The organism is Campylobacter sp. BCW_4319 (assembly GCF_001764435.1).
Lineage (GTDB): Bacteria > Campylobacterota > Campylobacteria > Campylobacterales > Campylobacteraceae > Campylobacter_D > Campylobacter_D jejuni.
The window spans coordinates 153,244-170,621 of the sequence record NZ_MKAQ01000018.1; the positions used below are offsets into that span (position 1 = coordinate 153,244).

A 17,378-nucleotide genomic window follows, 5' to 3' on the forward strand; every position below is an offset into this window, starting at 1 on the left:
ATTAATGTTTTAGGAGTGATTATATCCTATAAATATTAATTATTTTTTAATTTCACTCAAAATTATTTTACTTCTTTCCAAGTATATTTTTTCCACACTTTTTGAGCTTCCTTACTCTTAATAAAATCTACAAATTCTAAAGCTTTTTTATTTTCTAAACCTTTTTTTGTAGGAGCAATTTCAGCTGCACGATAAATCACTGCATTTTTATCTTTGATAAATAAAGCTTTATCATCGCCTAAAGCCTTTGCCCAATGAGACCAAATGATTAAAGCATCAATATTTGGATTGTTATTCCACTCATCTACAGCAGCTTTGGAATTTTTAGCATAAATTTTTATATTTTTACGTAATTTTACCAAATTTTCTCTTTTTGCACTTTTTAAAGCCATATCTTCATAAAGTCCAACTTGTCCTGCACCATCAACCACCATAACATTTATGCCATCTTTTAAAATGTCTTCAAAATTTTTAATATTTTTTGGATTATTTGGACGCACGATAATACCTGATGGACGCACATTTAAAACGCTTAAATTTTCCAAACTTAAACTTGGAATTTTTTTAGCAAAATCATCCATCATTGAAGTATTGCCTGAAAAAATCAAATCTGCATTTTCTTTTGCTTTATCTATCCAAGCTGGAGTTGGACCTGCGGTTACAATCACCTTTTCTTTTGTTTTTTCTTCAAATTTTAAAGCAAGCTCTTTTAGCACAGGAGCGGGACCACCTGGACCATAAACTAAAATTTCAGCATTTAAAAAACTTGCTGCTGCTAAACTTAAAATTAATATTTTTTTCATAAAATAAACCTTTCTTTATAATAATATAAAGGAAATTTTATCAATCTATAGTTAACTCTCCCTTGCAAAGCCCTGCTTCTATAAGAAAACGAGAAGGAGCGAAAGAAGTTTTTTTATTTTTATCATATTTAGCATAGCTTAAATAAAGTATATTTTTTGCCCTAGTTACTGCAACATAAAAAAGCCTTCTTTCTTCTTCTAAACTTCCACCCATTCCCATAAGCTTTTGATTAGGAAAGCGACCTTGCGCAAGATCAATCACAAAAACAAGATCAAATTCCAAGCCCTTGCTTGCATGTACGCTAAGCAAATTAACTCCTTTGCCACTACTCATTTCACTTGCACCTAAAGTTAGAAAATTATAATACTTATAAATATCGCTATAATTTTTTGCAAGCTCTTTTAAGACATTGAATTTTGTTTCTATTTTTTCTAAATTTTCACTCTTTCTTAATAAATCCACCTGTCCTGCTTTATTTGTTGCTCTTTTGGTTGCAAGTTCTTCACAAATTTCTCTATAAAAAGAATTTTCACAAATTAAATTTACCAAAGTCAAAGAATGTTTTATTTCCATAGCTTTTTTTAAAAAAAGATAAATTTTTTCTAAATTTCTAGCACATAAATCATTGATTTTTGAAAGTTTTAAAATAGGATGTGCATCAAATTCACTCTCAAATTTAAAACGAGTTTCGCTGGCTAATTCTTCTAAATCCGCAAAAAGCCCAAGTTGATAATTTCTTTTTTGATGATTTTGCAAATTTACATTTTTATCAGGATCTAAAAAACCTTTTATTAAATTTCCATGCCCTAATTTTAAAAGTGCGTCAAAAATTTCTTTTGCTAAAACTCCACCCACACCTTTGGTGTATTGAACCAAATGAATAAAAGCCATAATATCCTTAGGATTTACCACAAGAGCAAGCATAGAGCTAAAAGCTTTAACTTCTAAACTTTCAAAAAAACTTCCACTTCCCTTTCTCACACTTGCAATGCCCTGCTCCCTTAAAGCTACTTCAACCCCATCAGCACTTGAGTTGTTGCGAAAAATCACGGCAATTTCTTCCAAACTTACTCCACTTGTAAGTATCATTTTAGCTATATTTTGATATTGATCAAATAATTCTTCAAAAGTAAGCAAAGATGGGGCTTTAAACTCATCATTTCTTGTAACAATAAGTTCTTTTGGATATAATCTTTCATTATTTAAAATCACTTTATTAGCCAAAGCTAAAATACTTCTTGATGAACGGTAGTTTTTATTTAAAGAAAAAATTTTTACATCTTTAAAACGATCTTTAAACCCACCTATGATATTAATATCCGCTCCATTAAAAGCATAAATACTTTGATCATAATCCCCCACGCAAAACAAACTTTTACTATGAAAAGCCTCTATTAAGGAACTTTGTAAAGTATTTGTATCCTGATATTCATCCACTAAAATTTCATCAAATTCATATTTTTCTTCTTTTAAAAGATCTTTTAGATTGATGAGCAAGTCATTAAAATCTACATAATTAAAACGCTTTTTTTCATTATCATATTCTTTTAAAATATCTTCATAAATTTCAGCATAAATACTTTGATCTTCATAGTTTTGACAAAACCAAGTATAAAAATCTTGATTGTGTGCTTTGTTTTGAAACAAAGAATAAAGATCATATAAATAACTTGATTGATAAGGTTTTATATCACTTAAATGTCTAAAAGTTCTTTTTTCATAAACACTTTTAAGTAAAGTTTTTAACTCGCTTGCTTGCTTTAAGGCTATATTTTTATCAGCATTTCTAAGTAAGGTATAAGCTGTACTATGAAAAGTTCCTGCAAGTATTTTACTGGTAATATTTTTATCAAAAAATTTCCCTAAACGCCCTATCATTTCTTTGCTGGCTTTGTTTGTAAAAGTTAAAAGCATGATTTTTTGCGGTGCCACTCCTTTGCTTAAAAGATAAGAAATTCTTGCAACAATAGTAGAAGTTTTTCCCGTCCCTGCACTTGCAATGACAAGATTGTGTCCAAAATCAGCAGTAGCGGCAAGATATTGTTCATTATTTAATTTTGAAAGTGGCATTATTTTCCTTATAAAAGTTAAAATTATAAAAAAAAATTACTTAAAAATATAAAAATTTAAAATTACTTTATATTAGATTATAGTACAATGCTAAAATTATTTAACTTTCTGTTTTTAAGGGATAGCAAATGAATTTGAAAATTTTTTCTATTATTGTTGGCATATTAATTGCTGTTATTGTGATATTAGGTGGAACATATTATTATCTTTTTGAATATTCAAAACCAAAAAATTACACCTTAAATACCAACACTTACACCGAACAAAAATCGTATACCAATAACTACGATAATTCCTATTCACCTTCGATCCAAACCAACAATAGTTCATCAGATATAAATATTAATAACAATACCATCCAAAAGCAAGAAACAAACCCATTAGATGAAAATCAAAGCTTAAATAACGATACATTTAATACATCAATAAGCGAAAACAATCAAAGCTTAAATAATGACACCAATACAAGTAATAATATTAATACAAATGAAAATAAGCAAATTTTAGATACGGATAAAGAAAAATTAAAACAAGAAAATAAACAAGCCAAAATAGAAGCTCTTAAAAAAGAAATCAGCAAACAACAAAAGATCTTAGAAAGAGAAAGAGCTATAAAAAAAGAACTTCAATCAAACAAATCAAACAAAAATAAATATCTAAATACCGCTAGAGAGTATCTAAGCATAGGAAAAAACAGTCGTTTAGAACCTGAACTTAGCACAGAAAATATGAAAGTTTATGTTTTAGATGGAAAATTTTTAAGCCAATACAGAATCAATCTGTTAAAAGATATGCTAAGCGTTATACAAGATAATGCAAAAGATTATTATCTAAGTGTTTTTGTTAAAATGCTACCAAAAGGGGAAATGAAATTAACTATCTATAACAAAGAAATTATCTTTTCAGATATGAAAAAAGCTTATAAATATATTAGTTTAGATAGATTAAGCCCATATTTAAACAATCCAAAAGAATTAAATGAACATGTAGCACGTGAAGAAATTTTAGAAAGGCTTAAACTTCAAATTAAAAAAGATGGCAAAGGAAGTGATTTTTCTAAACATATCAAAAGTTTGAAAACTGGACTTAATACAGCACAATATTTCTTCCCGTTTTGTGAAATTATAGAAATTAGCTCTATTAAATAAGCTAAAACAATAAAGGCAAATAATGTATGATAAAAATTTAGAAAAAGAGTATTATCAAATTTGCGAAGAACGCGGATATTTTGAGATCGATGGCAATAAAACCATACAAGAAAAAGATAAAAATTTCTGCATTATGATGCCTCCTCCTAATGTCACTGGAGTTTTACACATAGGACATGCTTTAACTTTTACTCTGCAAGATATTATGACGCGTTACAAAAGAATGGACGGTTATAAGGTTCTTTATCAACCAGGACTTGATCACGCAGGTATTGCCACTCAAAATGTTGTAGAAAAACAACTCCTTGCTCAAGGCATTAAAAAAGAAGAACTAGGTAGAGAGAAATTTATAGAAAAAGTCTGGGAGTGGAAAGAGCAAAGCGGTGGAAAAATTTTAGACCAAATGAGAACACTAGGCATCACTCCTGCATGGAGTCGCTTGCGTTTTACTATGGATGAAGGTTTGGTTAATGCCGTAAAAAAAGCCTTTGTGGAACTTTATGATAAAAGACTTATTGTACGTGGAAACTACATGATAAATTGGTGTACTCACGATGGCGCTTTAAGTGATATAGAAGTTGAATACAAAGAAAACAAAGGAAAACTTTATCATATTAAATACTTTTTAAAAGATAGCGATGAATTTTTAGTAGTAGCCACAACGCGTCCTGAAACTTTTTTTGGCGATACTGCGGTTATGGTGCATCCTGATGATGAACGCTATACTAAATTTGTGGACAAAGAAGTGATTTTGCCTATAAGCAAAAAAGCCATTAAAATCATAGCCGATGAACATGTAGAAAAAGAATTTGGAACAGGAGTTGTAAAAGTTACTCCCGCTCATGACATGAACGATTATGAAGTAGGACTTAGACATAATTTAGATTTTATAAGTGTTTTTGATGAAAAAGGAATTTTAAACGAGCATTGTTTAGAGTTTCAAGGTTTAGAACGCTTAGAAGCAAGAGAAAAAATCGTAGCCAAACTTGAAAGTCTTGGTTTTATAGAAAAAATAGAAGAGCATAACAATCAAATAGGATATTGTTATCGTTGCAACAATATAGTTGAACCTTATATCTCCAAACAATGGTTTGTAAAAAAAGAAATCGCCCAAGAAAGTATAGAAAAAGTTGCGCTTGGAGAAAGTAAATTTTACCCAAATCACTGGATAAATAGCTTTAATGCCTGGATGAAAGATTTAAGAGATTGGTGTATTTCAAGACAACTTTGGTGGGGGCATCAAATTCCTGTGTATTATTGCGAATGCTCTCATGAATGGGCAAGCCAACATACGCCTAAAACTTGTCCAAAATGTCAAAGTCAAAATTTCAAACAAGATGAAGATGTGCTTGATACTTGGTTTTCTTCAGGACTTTGGGCTATGAGCACTTTAGGCTGGGGGAATGAAAATTGGGGTAAAGATAAAATTTGGTCTGAAAAGGATTTAAAAGATTTTTATCCCAATTCTTTACTCATTACAGGTTTTGATATTTTATTTTTCTGGGTGGCTAGAATGATGTTTCAAAGCACTAATGCCTTACATCAACTTCCTTTTAAAGATATTTATTTACATGCTCTTGTGAAAGATGAGCAAGGTAGAAAAATGAGCAAAAGCCTTGGAAATGTCATCGATCCAAATGAAAGCATTAAAGAATATAGTGCTGATATTTTACGCTTTACTTTAGCACTTCTTGCTATACAAGGACGCGATATTAAACTTAGCAATGATAAACTTTTACAAGTTAGAAATTTTACAAATAAAATTTATAATGCTACAAATTATCTGCTTTTAAATGAAAGTAAATTTGAAGATTTGGAAAATATCACACTTCATTCAGAATTAGCAAAATATATTTATGCCAAATTTCAAACTTGTGTTAAGGATGTAAGAGAAAATTTAGACAATTATCGCTTTAATGATGCAGCTAATACTCTATATAAATTCTTTTGGGATGATTTTTGCGATTGGGGTATAGAGCTTAGCAAAGCCGAAAAATCAAGCGTTAAAGAACTTGGTAGTATTTTCAAAGAAGCTTTAAAACTTTTAAATCCTTTCATGCCTTTTATCAGCGAGTATTTATACCACAAACTAAGCGATACAGAACTTAAAACAAGCCCTTCTATTATGATAAGCAAATATCCAAAATTTAAAGAACAAGATAAAAATATAGAAAAAATCTTTTCTTTGCTCATAGAAAGCATAGTTGGTATCCGCCGTGCTAAAAGTTTAATCGATCTTGGAAATTCTAAAATAGAAAAAGCTTATATCAAATTTAACGATAAAAAAATCAAAGATGAAATCAAAGCTTATATGAATTTTATCATGATGCTCGCAAAGTGCGAGCAAATAGAATTTAGTGAAGAAAAATTACCAAAGGCAATATGTGATGTTAGCGAGAATTTAGAAATTTTTATTACGCTTGAAAATGTTGATTTAAGTGGTATTTTAACAAGACTTGAAAATCAAAAAAATAAGCTTGAAAAAGAAAGTTTCAAGCTTAACTCCATGCTTTCAAATGAAAAATTCATCGCTAACGCACCTAAAGAGGTGGTGGAGCAAAATAAAGAAGCCCTAGAAAATTTAAAAATTCAACTTGAAAAAATATCAGTTGAACTTCAAAATCTAAGAGGTTAAAAATTTGATAAAAATAAAAAATTTAAAAAAATATTATGGCAAGGAACTCGTGATAAACGATGTTTCTTTGGAGATTAAAAAGGGTGAAATTTACGCCATAGTAGGTCATAGTGGAGCTGGAAAATCCACTCTTTTAAGATGTATCAATGGACTTGAGAATTATCAAGAAGGAAGCTTAAAAGTCTTTGATCAGGAAATTAAAGATTTAAGTCAAAAAAAATCAAAAGAGCTAAGAGTGCTTAGAAAAGATATAGGGATGATTTTTCAAAATTTTGCCCTAATGGAGCGCAAAAATGTATTTGAAAATGTTGCTATGCCTTTAAGAACACACTATACTCAGTGTAAATTTCATGCCAAGCTTTTTAATAAAGAATACATGAGCGAAAAAGAAATTGCCCAAAAAGTCAATTCCTTACTTGAAATCGTAGGACTTGATCATAAAAACAAATCCTATCCAAGAGAACTGAGTGGGGGACAAAAACAACGCGTTGCTATTGCTAGAGCCTTAGCTTTAAACCCAAAAATTTTACTTAGTGACGAAGCTACTTCGGCTCTTGATCCAAACACTACAAAAAATATTTTAGAGCTTATATCTAAAATCAATGCTGAATTTGGGATTACTGTTGTTTTAGTAACTCACGAAATGGATGTAGTAAAAGACATAGCTCAAAAAGCTTTATTACTTGAACATGGGCAAATCATAGGAAGTGGAGCAATTGATGAGCTTTTTTTAAGGCCTAATGCCAAAATGAAAGAATTTTTAGGAGAAAGTGACTTCTTGCCTGAGCACGGACTTAATATCAAACTTTACTTTCCAAAAGAAGTTGCCCAAAATAGCGTCATCACTCATATGGCAAGAACTCTAAATATAGACTTTAACATAGTTTGGGGTAAAATAGAAAAACTTAATGGAAAAGCCTTGGGAAATTTAGTTATAAATATAAATGAAAACGATAAAGACAAGGTTCTTGATTACATAGAAAAAAGTGGAGTATTATGGGAGGTGGCATCATGAATGAAGAAAACATCTCTATCATCAGTGCTTTTTTTGGTAGAATTTTTCAATTTTTTAATGAATTTTCTTGGCAGGATATTAAAGAAGTGAGTTTAAGTTCTATCACAAGTTTCAGTGAAAATTATGAGAACATTTTAAAACCTGCGCTTAATGAAACAATTTATATGAGTTTAATGGCTGTACTATTTGGATTTTTATTGGCTATCATTCCTGGAATTTTACTTGCTATTTGGGATAAAAACGGAATTAAAGAAAATAAAATCGCTTATAGCATTTTAGATTTTATTACAAATATACTGCGTGCCTTTCCATTTTTAATTCTTATAGTTGTTCTTTTACCACTTTCTAAAATCATAGTAGGCACAAGCATAGGTACAAATGCTGCCATAGTTCCTTTAGCTATCGGAATAGCTCCTTATTTGGCAAAGATGCTTGAAAGCGCTTTTAAAGAAATAGACAAAGGAATCATAGAAGCAGCAAAAAGTTATGGTGCTAGCAATATTCAAATTATCTTCAAGGTTATCTTTAGTGAGGCCCTTCCTGCTATAATTAGCGGAATTACCCTAACTTTGATCTTTACCATTGGTTTTTCTGCTCTTGCTGGAACTGTCGGTGGTGGAGGTTTGGGAGATGTCGCTATTCGCTATGGTTATGAAAGATTTAACAAAGAAGTTATGATTCAAACTGTAGTTATTTTACTTATATTAGTTCAGTTAGTTCAAATTCTAGGTAATTTATTTTATACTTGGGCTAAAAATAGTAAAACTACATATATTATTGCCACTCTATTGATTTTACTTGGAATTAGCATAGTTATCAATATAAACAATGATGAAAATTTCTTTTGGCAAGTAATTGTTTTTATCTTATTTTTGGGAAGTTTACTTTATAAAGGTTTCAAAAAATAAGGAGATTATATCTCCTTTTAAGATAAATATAAGTTTTTTTAAGTAAAATTTAAACAAAAAATTAAAGGAATTAAAATGATGTATCAGATGCGTTAATCTGACTATCAACAAGTTTTTATATGCTTCTTCCTGATAGTCAGAGTGAATTTATTAAGATTAAAGCAAGCACAAAATGACTAAAAAGGAAAAAAATGAAAATCAAATCTTTATTTATAGCAAGTATTTTAACATTAAGTCTTAATGCAAATGCATTAGAAACCATCACAGTTGCAGCAACTCCCGTCCCTCATGCTGAAATCCTAGAGCAAGTAAAACCTGATTTAGAAAAACAAGGCTATAAACTTGAAATCAAAGAATTTACGGATTATGTTTTACCTAATCTAGCTGTTGATAACGGAGAAGCCGATGCAAATTTTTTCCAACATACTCCTTATTTGGAAGAATTTAATAAAAACAAAGGCACCAAACTTATCAAAGTAGCTGCCATACACATAGAACCTATGGCTGTTTACTCCAAGAAATATAAAAGTCTAGATGATATTAAAGAAGGGGTTAAAATCGCCATTCCAAATGATCCAACCAATGAAAGTAGAGCTTTAGATATTATTGCAAAAAAAGGTTTGGTAAAATTTAAAGATAAGGCTTTAAAAACACCTCTTGATATTATAGACAATCCTAAAAAAATTAAATTTGTAGAATTAAAGCCCGCACAACTTCCAAGAGCTTTAGATGATGTTGATTTTGCTGTAATTAATTCCAACTACGCTCTCTCTGCAAATCTAAATCCTGCAAAAGATAGCGTATTTATCGAAGATAAAGAAAGTCCGTATGCAAACATTCTTGTTGTAAGAGTGGGACATGAAAACGATCCAAAAATCAAAGCCTTAACCCAAGTTCTACAAAGTGATAAAATTAAACAATTTATCATAGAAAAATACAACGGATCTGTTTTACCTGCTTTTTAATTTTATCCCTTACCTAGGGACTTTTTTCTTAAACACAAAGGAGTTTTTATGAATTTATTTAAAATTATTATACTCGCTTGCATTCTAAATTTATCTAGTCTATTTGCACAAAACATTACTATAGGAGCCACTCCAAATCCTTTTGGTAGCTTACTAGAACTAATGAAAGATGATTTTAAAAACAAAGGGTATGAGCTTAAAATAGTAGAATTTTCAGACTATATTTTGCCCAATCGTGCATTAGAGGAAAAAGAACTTGATGCAAATTTATATCAACACAAACCTTTTTTAGAAGAATACAACCTAAAGAAAGGTTCAAATTTAATTGCAACAACGCCTGTACTTATAGCTCCAGTAGGAGTTTATAGTAAAAAAATCAAAAATTTAGAAAATCTTAAAGAAGGTGCTAGAGTTGCTATACCTAATGATGCCACCAATGAAAGTAGAGCTTTAGAGCTTTTAGAGAAAGCAAAATTAATAGAGCTTAACAAAAATACTCTAAAAACCCCATTGGACATAAACAAAAATCCAAAAAAACTTAAATTTATAGAGCTTAAAGCTGCACAACTTCCAAGAGCTTTAGATGATGTTGATATTGCTATAATTAATTCTAATTTCGCACTTGGAGCCGGTCTGAATCCAAGTAAAGATACTATTTTTAGGGAAGATAAAAATAGCCCTTATGTAAATTATGTTGTGGTACGCTCAGAAGATAAAAATAGCGAAAAGACCAAAGTAATTGATGAAATTTTAAGAAGCGATAAATTTAAAGCCATCATTAATGAACATTATAAAGATATATTAATCCCAGCTTTTTAGGAGTATAGCATGAATATTAAAAAAATATTTTTAAGTGTTTTATTTACAATTAGCCTTAGTTTTGGAGCAGATAAAACCATAATCATAGGTGCAACACCAACGCCTTATGCTGAAATTTTAAATTTCTCCAAACTCTTATTTCAAGAAAAAGGCTGGAAGTTAATAGTTAAGGAATTTAATGACTATAATATACCTAATATCGCTTTAAATGAAAAAGATTTAGATGCAAATTTATATCAGCATAAACCTTTTTTAGATGATTTTAATACCCACAAAGGAACAAATTTAAATTCTTTAGGTGCTATTGTTTTAGTTCCTATGGCTATATATTCTAACTCCATAAAAGATATAAAAGATATTCCTAATGGTGCTAAAATCGCTATACCTAATGATGCTACCAATGAAAGCAGAGCTCTTGATTTACTAGCTAAAGCAAATTTAATAGAGTTTAAAAGTCAAAGCACCCTTAAAACCCCTATTGACATAAGTAAAAATCCAAAAAAACTTAAATTTATAGAGCTTAAAGCCGCTCAACTTCCAAGAGCCCTAAATGATACTGATTTGGCTGTTATTACCACAAACTATGCTCTTGGAGCAGGTTTAAACCCTTTAAAAGATGGTATTTTTATGGAAGATAAAGATAGTTTATATGCTATTGTTTTAGCTACAAGAAAAGGTGAAGAAACAAGTCAAAAAAGTCTTGTTATTAAAGAAATTTTAACAAGCGATAAAATTAAAAATTTTATCATAGAAAAATATAAAGGCTCTGTTATCCCTACTTTTTAACTCTATACAAAGCCTTCTAAAGGCTTTGTTAAACTTATAAAAGCTAAAATACTATTTATTGCATTATAATTCTTAGGATAAAAATGAAAATTATTTTTTTAACTTTTTTTATTGTGATAAATTATATCCAAGCAGCTAGTTTAGAAGAAATCAAAACAGCACTAGCTAAAGAATTTAGAAATAATTTCCCTAAAATTATAATTTCTCAAATTGATTTAAAAACAACATCACTGCCTAAAGATTTTGATCAATATGAATTTCTAAGAATCGCTAATGGACGTTTTAATCAAGCACAAGGCTTTTTAAGGGCTGAATTTAAAACTCCGCAAAATATACAAAAAAATGTATTTTTTAGATATTTCATTCAAGCAAATTTAGAAGTTTTGAAAAGCGAACGCGCTATAAAAAGAGGAGATAAACTTGGAGCTTTTGACTATAAAAGCGTATTGATTGATTTTGATAAAGTTCCTTTAAATGCCTTAACCTTAGATGATGTAGATAATCTTGTAGCTAAAAGCAATATTAACAAAAACGCTATTTTAAGAGCAAATATGTTTAAAACCACAGCTTTAATACGCCGAAATGATCCTATAATAGGGGTTTTAAGCGAAGCAAATGTTGATGTTTTAATCGAACTTGTGGCTTTGCAAAGTGCAAATATGGGCGAAAGGATTCGTGCAAAAAACAAAGAAGGTAAAGTTATGCAAGGCATCGTAGTGGGTAAAAATAGGATGATTATACAATGAAGGTTTTATTAGGAATTTCTGGTTCAAGCAGTGTCAATTTAGGCTTAAAATTATTAAAAAATTTAGAAAATCAATGCGAACTTTATTGTATTTTAACCCAAGGTGCTAAACTTAGCTTCAAAGCCGAAAATCAAGCAAATTTAGAAGAAATTTGTCAAGAAAATTTTAAATATACTCATTTTTTAGATGATAAAAATTTAAGTCTAAGTGTAGCAAGTGGATCTTTTGGAATAGAAAAAACTATCATTGCTCCTTGTTCGATTTCAAGTTTAGCAAAAATTCACGCTGGTTTTGCAGACACTCTTTTAATGCGTGCTGCAGCAGTAGCCCTAAAAGAAAGAAAAAAACTCATCTTAGGAGTACGTGAAATGCCTTTTTCTACTTTAAATTTAGAACATATGTTAAAACTTAGCCAAATAGGAGTTATCATCGCACCTCCTATTATCGCAAGCTATTCTAAAGCAAACAATCTAGAGCAAATGGAAAATTTTATCGTAGGCAAATGGTTAGATCTTTTAGAAATAAAACACAATTTATATGAAAAATGGCAAAATTTTTAGTTTAAATTTGTTATATTTTTAAAAAAAATTGGAGCAAAAATGACTTGTTTATATCCTGGGACTTTTGATCCTATTACCAACGGGCATTTAGATGTTATAAAACGGGCTTTAAAAATTTTTGATGAAGTCATCGTTGCCATAGCAAAAAGTGAACATAAAAAACCTTGCTATGATTTAGAAAAACGCAAAGAACTAGCCCTGCTTGCAACACAAAATTTAAAAAATGTTAAAATCATTGCTTTTGATAATTTGCTTGTAGATTTAGCCAAAGAATTAAAAGTTAATACTATAATCCGTGGACTTAGAGCAGTGAGTGATTTTGAATACGAATTGCAAATTGGCTATGCAAATCACGCACTTTGGGAAGATATGGAAACCATTTATCTTATGCCAAGTCTAAAACATGCTTTTATTTCAAGTTCTATTGTTCGCTCTATAGTAGCACATGGAGGCGATGTAAGTTCTCTTGTTCCAAAAGAAATTCTACCTTTTTTAAAGGATCAATCTTGTATGTAGTTTTTGAAGGTATTGACTGCGTAGGAAAAAGTACGCAAATTTCACTTTTAAAAGAAATTTACAAAGACGCCATTTTCACACTCGAACCTGGCGGAACAGAACTTGGAAAACATTTAAGAGAAATTTTACTTAATAAAACTCATCCTATTAACAAAAGAGCTGAACTCTTGCTTTTTTTAGCTGATCGTGCTCAACATTTTGAAGAAATCTTAAAAATCAATCAAAACAAACTCATTATTAGCGATAGAAGTTTTATTTCAGGCATGGCTTATGCCAAAGATTTTGAAAACGATTTGCTTTTTGCTTTAAATAGTTTTGCTTTAGAAAATTTTTTTCCACAAAAAATTATCTTTTTAAAAGGAGATGCAAACCTTATCCAAGAACGCCTCAGTCAAAAAGAACTAGATAGCATAGAAAAACGTGGCATTGAGTATTTTTTAAGTGTGCAAGATAAACTCGAAAAAGTGCTTCATTTTTTAAAAGAAAAAATTTCTATAGAAATTTTAACACTTGACGCAAAAGAAAGTAAAGAAAAATTACACCAACAAATAAAGGAATTTTTACAATGATTAACGCTTTAAAAGGAATGAAAGATTTATTAGATAAAGATGCATATTGTTATGAAAAAGTGATTAAAACCTGCGAAGAAGTAGCTAAAAACTATGGCTTTACTTTTATCAATACACCGCATTTAGAACTTTGCACCCTTTTTAAAAGAAGCGTAGGAGAAAGTTCTGATATAGTAGGCAAAGAAATGTATGAATTTATCGATAAAGGCGAAAATCATGTTTGCATGCGTCCTGAAGGAACTGCTGGGGTGGTGCGTGCCTATATAGAAAAAAAACTCGATAAAAACACTAGTGTGAAAAGATGGTTTTATCATGGTTCTATGTTCCGCTATGAAAGACCCCAAAAGGGACGCTTAAGAGAATTTCATCAATTTGGCGTTGAAAGTTTTGGAAACGCAAGCGTTTATGAAGATGCAAGTATTATTTTAATGTTAGTAGAAATTTTTTCACGCTTGGATATTAAATTTAAATTACTGATTAACTCTTTAGGCTGTTTAAAATGTATGCCAAAATATCGTGAAAATTTAATACATTTTTTAGATAGCAAAGAAGGTTTTTGCGAGGATTGTTTGCGTAGAAAAAACTTAAATCCTATTCGTGTTTTAGACTGTAAAAATGAACATTGCCAAAGCTTACTTAACGATGCTCCGCTTTTAAATCAAAATTTATGCTCATCTTGTCAAAAAGACTTTGAAATTTTACAAAGCGTTTTAAAAGAAAATGGAGTGGATTTTGAAGTGGATTCTAAGCTTGTTAGAGGGCTTGATTACTACTCTAAAACGGCTTTTGAATTCATTAGCGATGAAATTGGTGCAAAAGCTGCTATTGCTGGGGGCGGAAGATATGATAGACTTATTGAATATCTTGATGGAAAAAGTGGTTTTGGTGTAGGTTTTGCCATGGGTATAGAAAGAATTATAGCCATTTTAGAACAAAAAGAAGAAAAAGTCCAAAGAGAAGGAATTTATCTTTGTGCTATGGATGAAATTTATATCCAAAAACTTTTGCATATCGCTACAAATTTAAGAAAAGAACATAAAGTGCTTTTAAGCTATGAAGCAAGAAAACTAGCTAAACATCTCGAAAACGCGGATAAAAATAATGCTGAAATTTTTCTTTGTATGGGAGAAAATGAAGCACAAAATGAAAGTTTGTTTTATAAAAATTTAGCAAAAAAAGAAGAAAAAATGATTAAAATTTCAGACTTAAAGAAGGTTTTATGATGGATTATGGTATTGATATTTGGGGAAATGAAAATTTTATTATCAAAAATGGTAAAGTTTGTATCAATCACGAAAAAAAGCCCGCTATTATTGATATAGTTAAAGAATTAAGAGATGATGGATACAAGGGGCCTTTACTTTTAAGATTTCCTCATCTTATCCAAAAACAAATTGAAAATATTTACGGAAATTTCAATAAAGCAAGAAAGGAATTTGGCTATAAAGGAGGATTTAACGCTGTTTATCCTTTAAAGGTAAATCAATACCCTGGTTTTGTAAAAAATCTTGTAAAGCTTGGAAAAGACTATAACTACGGACTTGAAGCAGGCTCTAAAGCAGAGCTTTTACTCGCTATGGCTTATAATAATGAAGGTGCACCTATTACAGTAAATGGCTTTAAAGATAGAGAACTTATCAATATAGGCTTTATCGCAGCTGAAATGGGACATAATATCACTTTAACCATAGAAGGACTTAATGAACTTGAAGCTATCATAGACATAGCCAAAGAACGCTTTAAACCTAAACCAAATATAGGCTTACGCGTGCGTTTGCATTCTGCTGGAGTTGGAATTTGGGCAAAAAGTGGTGGGATTAATTCTAAATTTGGACTTACATCCACTGAACTTATAGAAGCGGTAAATTTACTCAAAGAAAACAAACTTTTAGAACAATTTACCATGATTCACTTTCATCTAGGCTCACAAATTACCGAGATTCATCCCTTGAAAAAAGCCTTAAATGAAGCAGGAAATATTTACACAGAACTTAGAAAAATGGGGGCTAAAAATCTAAAAGCTATCAATCTTGGTGGCGGTTTAGCTGTGGAATACTCACAATTTAAAAATGAAAAAAGTAGAAATTACACCCTAAGAGAATACGCTAACGATGTAGTTTTTATCCTAAAAAACATAGCCGAACAAAAAAAAGATTTAGAGCCTGATATTTTCATAGAAAGTGGACGTTTTGTAGCAGCCAATCACGCTGTTTTAATCGCTCCTGTATTAGAACTTTTTTCTCAAGAATACGCAGAAAACAAACTCATACTTAAAAAACAAAATCCAAAACTTATCGATGAGCTTTACGATCTTTATAAAAGCATAAAACCTTCCAATGCTTTAGAATACTTGCACGATAGCATAGATCATTTAGAGAGTATTTTAACTCTTTTTGATTTGGGCTATGTGGATTTGCAAGATCGTTCCAATGCTGAAATTTTAACTCATTTGATTACAAAAAAAGCTATCTTGCTTTTAGGCGATAAGCAAAATCCTGCGGATTTACTTGCCATACAAGATGAAGTGCAAGAAAGGTATTTGGTAAATTTTTCGCTCTTTCAAAGCATACCTGATTTTTGGGGCTTAGAACAAAATTTCCCCATCATGCCACTTGATCGCTTAGATGAAGAACCGACTCGAAGTGCGAGCATTTGGGATATAACCTGCGATAGCGATGGAGAAATTTCATACTCTAAAGATCAACCTTTATTTTTACACGATGTAGATGTAGAAAAAGAAAATTATTTTCTAGGGTTTTTTCTTGTAGGTGCCTATCAAGAAGTACTTGGAATGAAACACAATCTTTTTACTCATCCCACTGAAGCTATTATAAGTATCAATGAAAAAGGCTATGAAGTTGAGGGGATTATAGAAGCACAATCCATACTTGATGCCTTAGAAGATTTAGACTATGATATACACGCTATCATGGATATACTTAATGAACGCATAAGTAATTCTAAGCTTGTAAATGACAAGCAAAAAAAGCATATTTTAGGGGAACTTTATCTTTTCTTAAATGATAATGGTTATTTAAAAAGCATAGGAGTTTAGATGAATTTTTGGGGTATTATAAAAGAAGATTTTTCTCAGCCAAAGGCACAAGATCCAGCTTTTAATTCTTGTATAGAACTTTTTTTTAATTACCCTGGAGTGTGGGCTGTAGTAAATTACCGCTTTGCACATTTTTTTTATATAAGAAATTTTAAACGTATTGCAAGAATGATTAGTGGAATTTCACAATTCTTAACTGGGGTAGATTTACACCCTGGCGCAGAACTTGGAAGGCGTGTTTTTATAGATCACGCCAATGGAGTGGTTATAGGTCAAACAGCAATTATAGAAGATGATGTTTTAATTTATCAAGGCGTTACTTTAGGTGGAACAAGCCTTGAAAAAGGTACTAAACGCCATCCAACCATAAAAAAAGGAGTGATCATAGGCTCAGGTGCAAAAGTACTTGGCAATATCACCATAGGAGAAAATGCCAAAATAGGCTCAAATGCTGTAGTAGTTAAAGATGTAGGTGCAAATTTAACTGCCGTTGGAATTCCTGCTTATATTATTGAAGAGCGTAAAAATAAAAATATTAGAGCTATAGATGCAAATTGCGATGACAAACTAGAAAAGTTAGAAAAGAAAATTTTAGAACTTGAAAATCTTATATTAAAACAACTTGAATCACAAAAATAATAATTTTTTATAATACATAAAATTATATGTATTATTATGCGTATTAATTTTTCCTAAAAATTAATACAAATTTTCACATTTATTAAAATTTATAACTCATTTTTAAATTAAATTTATTGTAAAAATGCAATTTTCTGCTAAAA

16 protein-coding genes are annotated in these 17,378 nt (G+C 30.3%); 14 read left to right on the top strand and 2 right to left on the bottom strand.

The genetic code is table 11. The features are described from left to right. Positions 1-62 precede the first annotated feature (62 nt). Both peb2 and AJN56_RS08390 read right to left on the bottom strand, forming a co-directional pair. Positions 63-803 carry an AcfC family adhesin PEB2 gene (gene peb2 / locus AJN56_RS08385; RefSeq protein ID WP_002856943.1) on the bottom strand — a complete coding sequence of 247 codons (741 nt, stop codon included), beginning with the start codon at positions 801-803 and terminating at the stop codon, positions 63-65. Positions 804-843: 40 nt separating this feature from the next. Next, the gene (locus AJN56_RS08390) at positions 844-2,874 is read right to left on the bottom strand and encodes an ATP-dependent helicase (protein ID WP_011812734.1); all 2,031 of its coding nucleotides are present in this window, start codon (positions 2,872-2,874) and stop codon (positions 844-846) included. A gap of 128 nt (positions 2,875-3,002) precedes the next feature. Between AJN56_RS08390 and AJN56_RS08395 the strand changes: the two genes are divergently transcribed. The 14 genes from AJN56_RS08395 (at position 3,003) to cysE (ending at position 17,235) form a co-directional block, all read left to right on the top strand. After that, entirely contained in the window at positions 3,003-4,022 is a 1,020-nt protein-coding gene (locus tag AJN56_RS08395; protein ID WP_070246359.1) for a hypothetical protein, read from the top strand. A gap of 22 nt (positions 4,023-4,044) precedes the next feature. Beyond that, positions 4,045-6,657, top strand: a complete 2,613-nt coding sequence (locus tag AJN56_RS08400) for a valine--tRNA ligase (RefSeq protein WP_002856716.1) — start codon at positions 4,045-4,047, stop codon at positions 6,655-6,657. A gap of 4 nt (positions 6,658-6,661) precedes the next feature. Continuing rightward, positions 6,662-7,672 (top strand): methionine ABC transporter ATP-binding protein, encoded by a 1,011-nt coding sequence (locus tag AJN56_RS08405; protein WP_002856849.1) that lies wholly within the window; start codon positions 6,662-6,664, stop codon positions 7,670-7,672. After that, complete coding sequence (locus AJN56_RS08410) at positions 7,669-8,580, top strand: methionine ABC transporter permease (RefSeq protein WP_002856710.1); 912 nt, start codon at positions 7,669-7,671, stop codon at positions 8,578-8,580. The genes AJN56_RS08405 and AJN56_RS08410 overlap by 4 nt, the downstream gene beginning before the upstream one ends. Positions 8,581-8,771: 191 nt before the next feature. After that, positions 8,772-9,545: a MetQ/NlpA family ABC transporter substrate-binding protein gene (locus AJN56_RS08415; protein WP_002857086.1), complete on the top strand. Its 774-nt coding sequence runs from the start codon at positions 8,772-8,774 to the stop codon at positions 9,543-9,545. 48 nt (positions 9,546-9,593) lie between these two features. Beyond that, entirely contained in the window at positions 9,594-10,364 is a 771-nt protein-coding gene (locus AJN56_RS08420; RefSeq protein WP_002857015.1) for a MetQ/NlpA family ABC transporter substrate-binding protein, read from the top strand. A gap of 9 nt (positions 10,365-10,373) precedes the next feature. Then, complete coding sequence (locus tag AJN56_RS08425) at positions 10,374-11,150, top strand: MetQ/NlpA family ABC transporter substrate-binding protein (protein WP_070246356.1); 777 nt, start codon at positions 10,374-10,376, stop codon at positions 11,148-11,150. Between the two features lie 83 nt (positions 11,151-11,233). After that, positions 11,234-11,896 carry a flagellar basal body P-ring formation chaperone FlgA gene (gene flgA / locus AJN56_RS08430; RefSeq protein ID WP_002869341.1) on the top strand — a complete coding sequence of 221 codons (663 nt, stop codon included), beginning with the start codon at positions 11,234-11,236 and terminating at the stop codon, positions 11,894-11,896. Next, complete coding sequence (locus AJN56_RS08435) at positions 11,893-12,456, top strand: UbiX family flavin prenyltransferase (RefSeq protein ID WP_002857001.1); 564 nt, start codon at positions 11,893-11,895, stop codon at positions 12,454-12,456. The genes flgA and AJN56_RS08435 overlap by 4 nt, the downstream gene beginning before the upstream one ends. A 39-nt stretch (positions 12,457-12,495) precedes the next feature. Then, the gene (gene coaD, locus AJN56_RS08440; protein WP_002852633.1) at positions 12,496-12,972 is read left to right on the top strand and encodes a pantetheine-phosphate adenylyltransferase; all 477 of its coding nucleotides are present in this window, start codon (positions 12,496-12,498) and stop codon (positions 12,970-12,972) included. Beyond that, positions 12,963-13,541 carry a dTMP kinase gene (tmk, locus tag AJN56_RS08445; RefSeq protein WP_002856897.1) on the top strand — a complete coding sequence of 193 codons (579 nt, stop codon included), beginning with the start codon at positions 12,963-12,965 and terminating at the stop codon, positions 13,539-13,541. The genes coaD and tmk overlap by 10 nt, the downstream gene beginning before the upstream one ends. Beyond that, positions 13,538-14,764 carry a histidine--tRNA ligase gene (hisS, locus tag AJN56_RS08450; protein ID WP_002856972.1) on the top strand — a complete coding sequence of 409 codons (1,227 nt, stop codon included), beginning with the start codon at positions 13,538-13,540 and terminating at the stop codon, positions 14,762-14,764. The genes tmk and hisS overlap by 4 nt, the downstream gene beginning before the upstream one ends. Then, positions 14,761-16,596 (top strand): biosynthetic arginine decarboxylase, encoded by a 1,836-nt coding sequence (gene speA, locus AJN56_RS08455; protein ID WP_032581867.1) that lies wholly within the window; start codon positions 14,761-14,763, stop codon positions 16,594-16,596. Before hisS ends, speA begins: the two co-directional genes overlap by 4 nt. Then, entirely contained in the window at positions 16,597-17,235 is a 639-nt protein-coding gene (gene cysE, locus AJN56_RS08460) for a serine O-acetyltransferase (RefSeq protein WP_002857174.1), read from the top strand. It begins immediately after the preceding gene. The last annotated feature ends 143 nt before the right edge of the window (positions 17,236-17,378 follow it).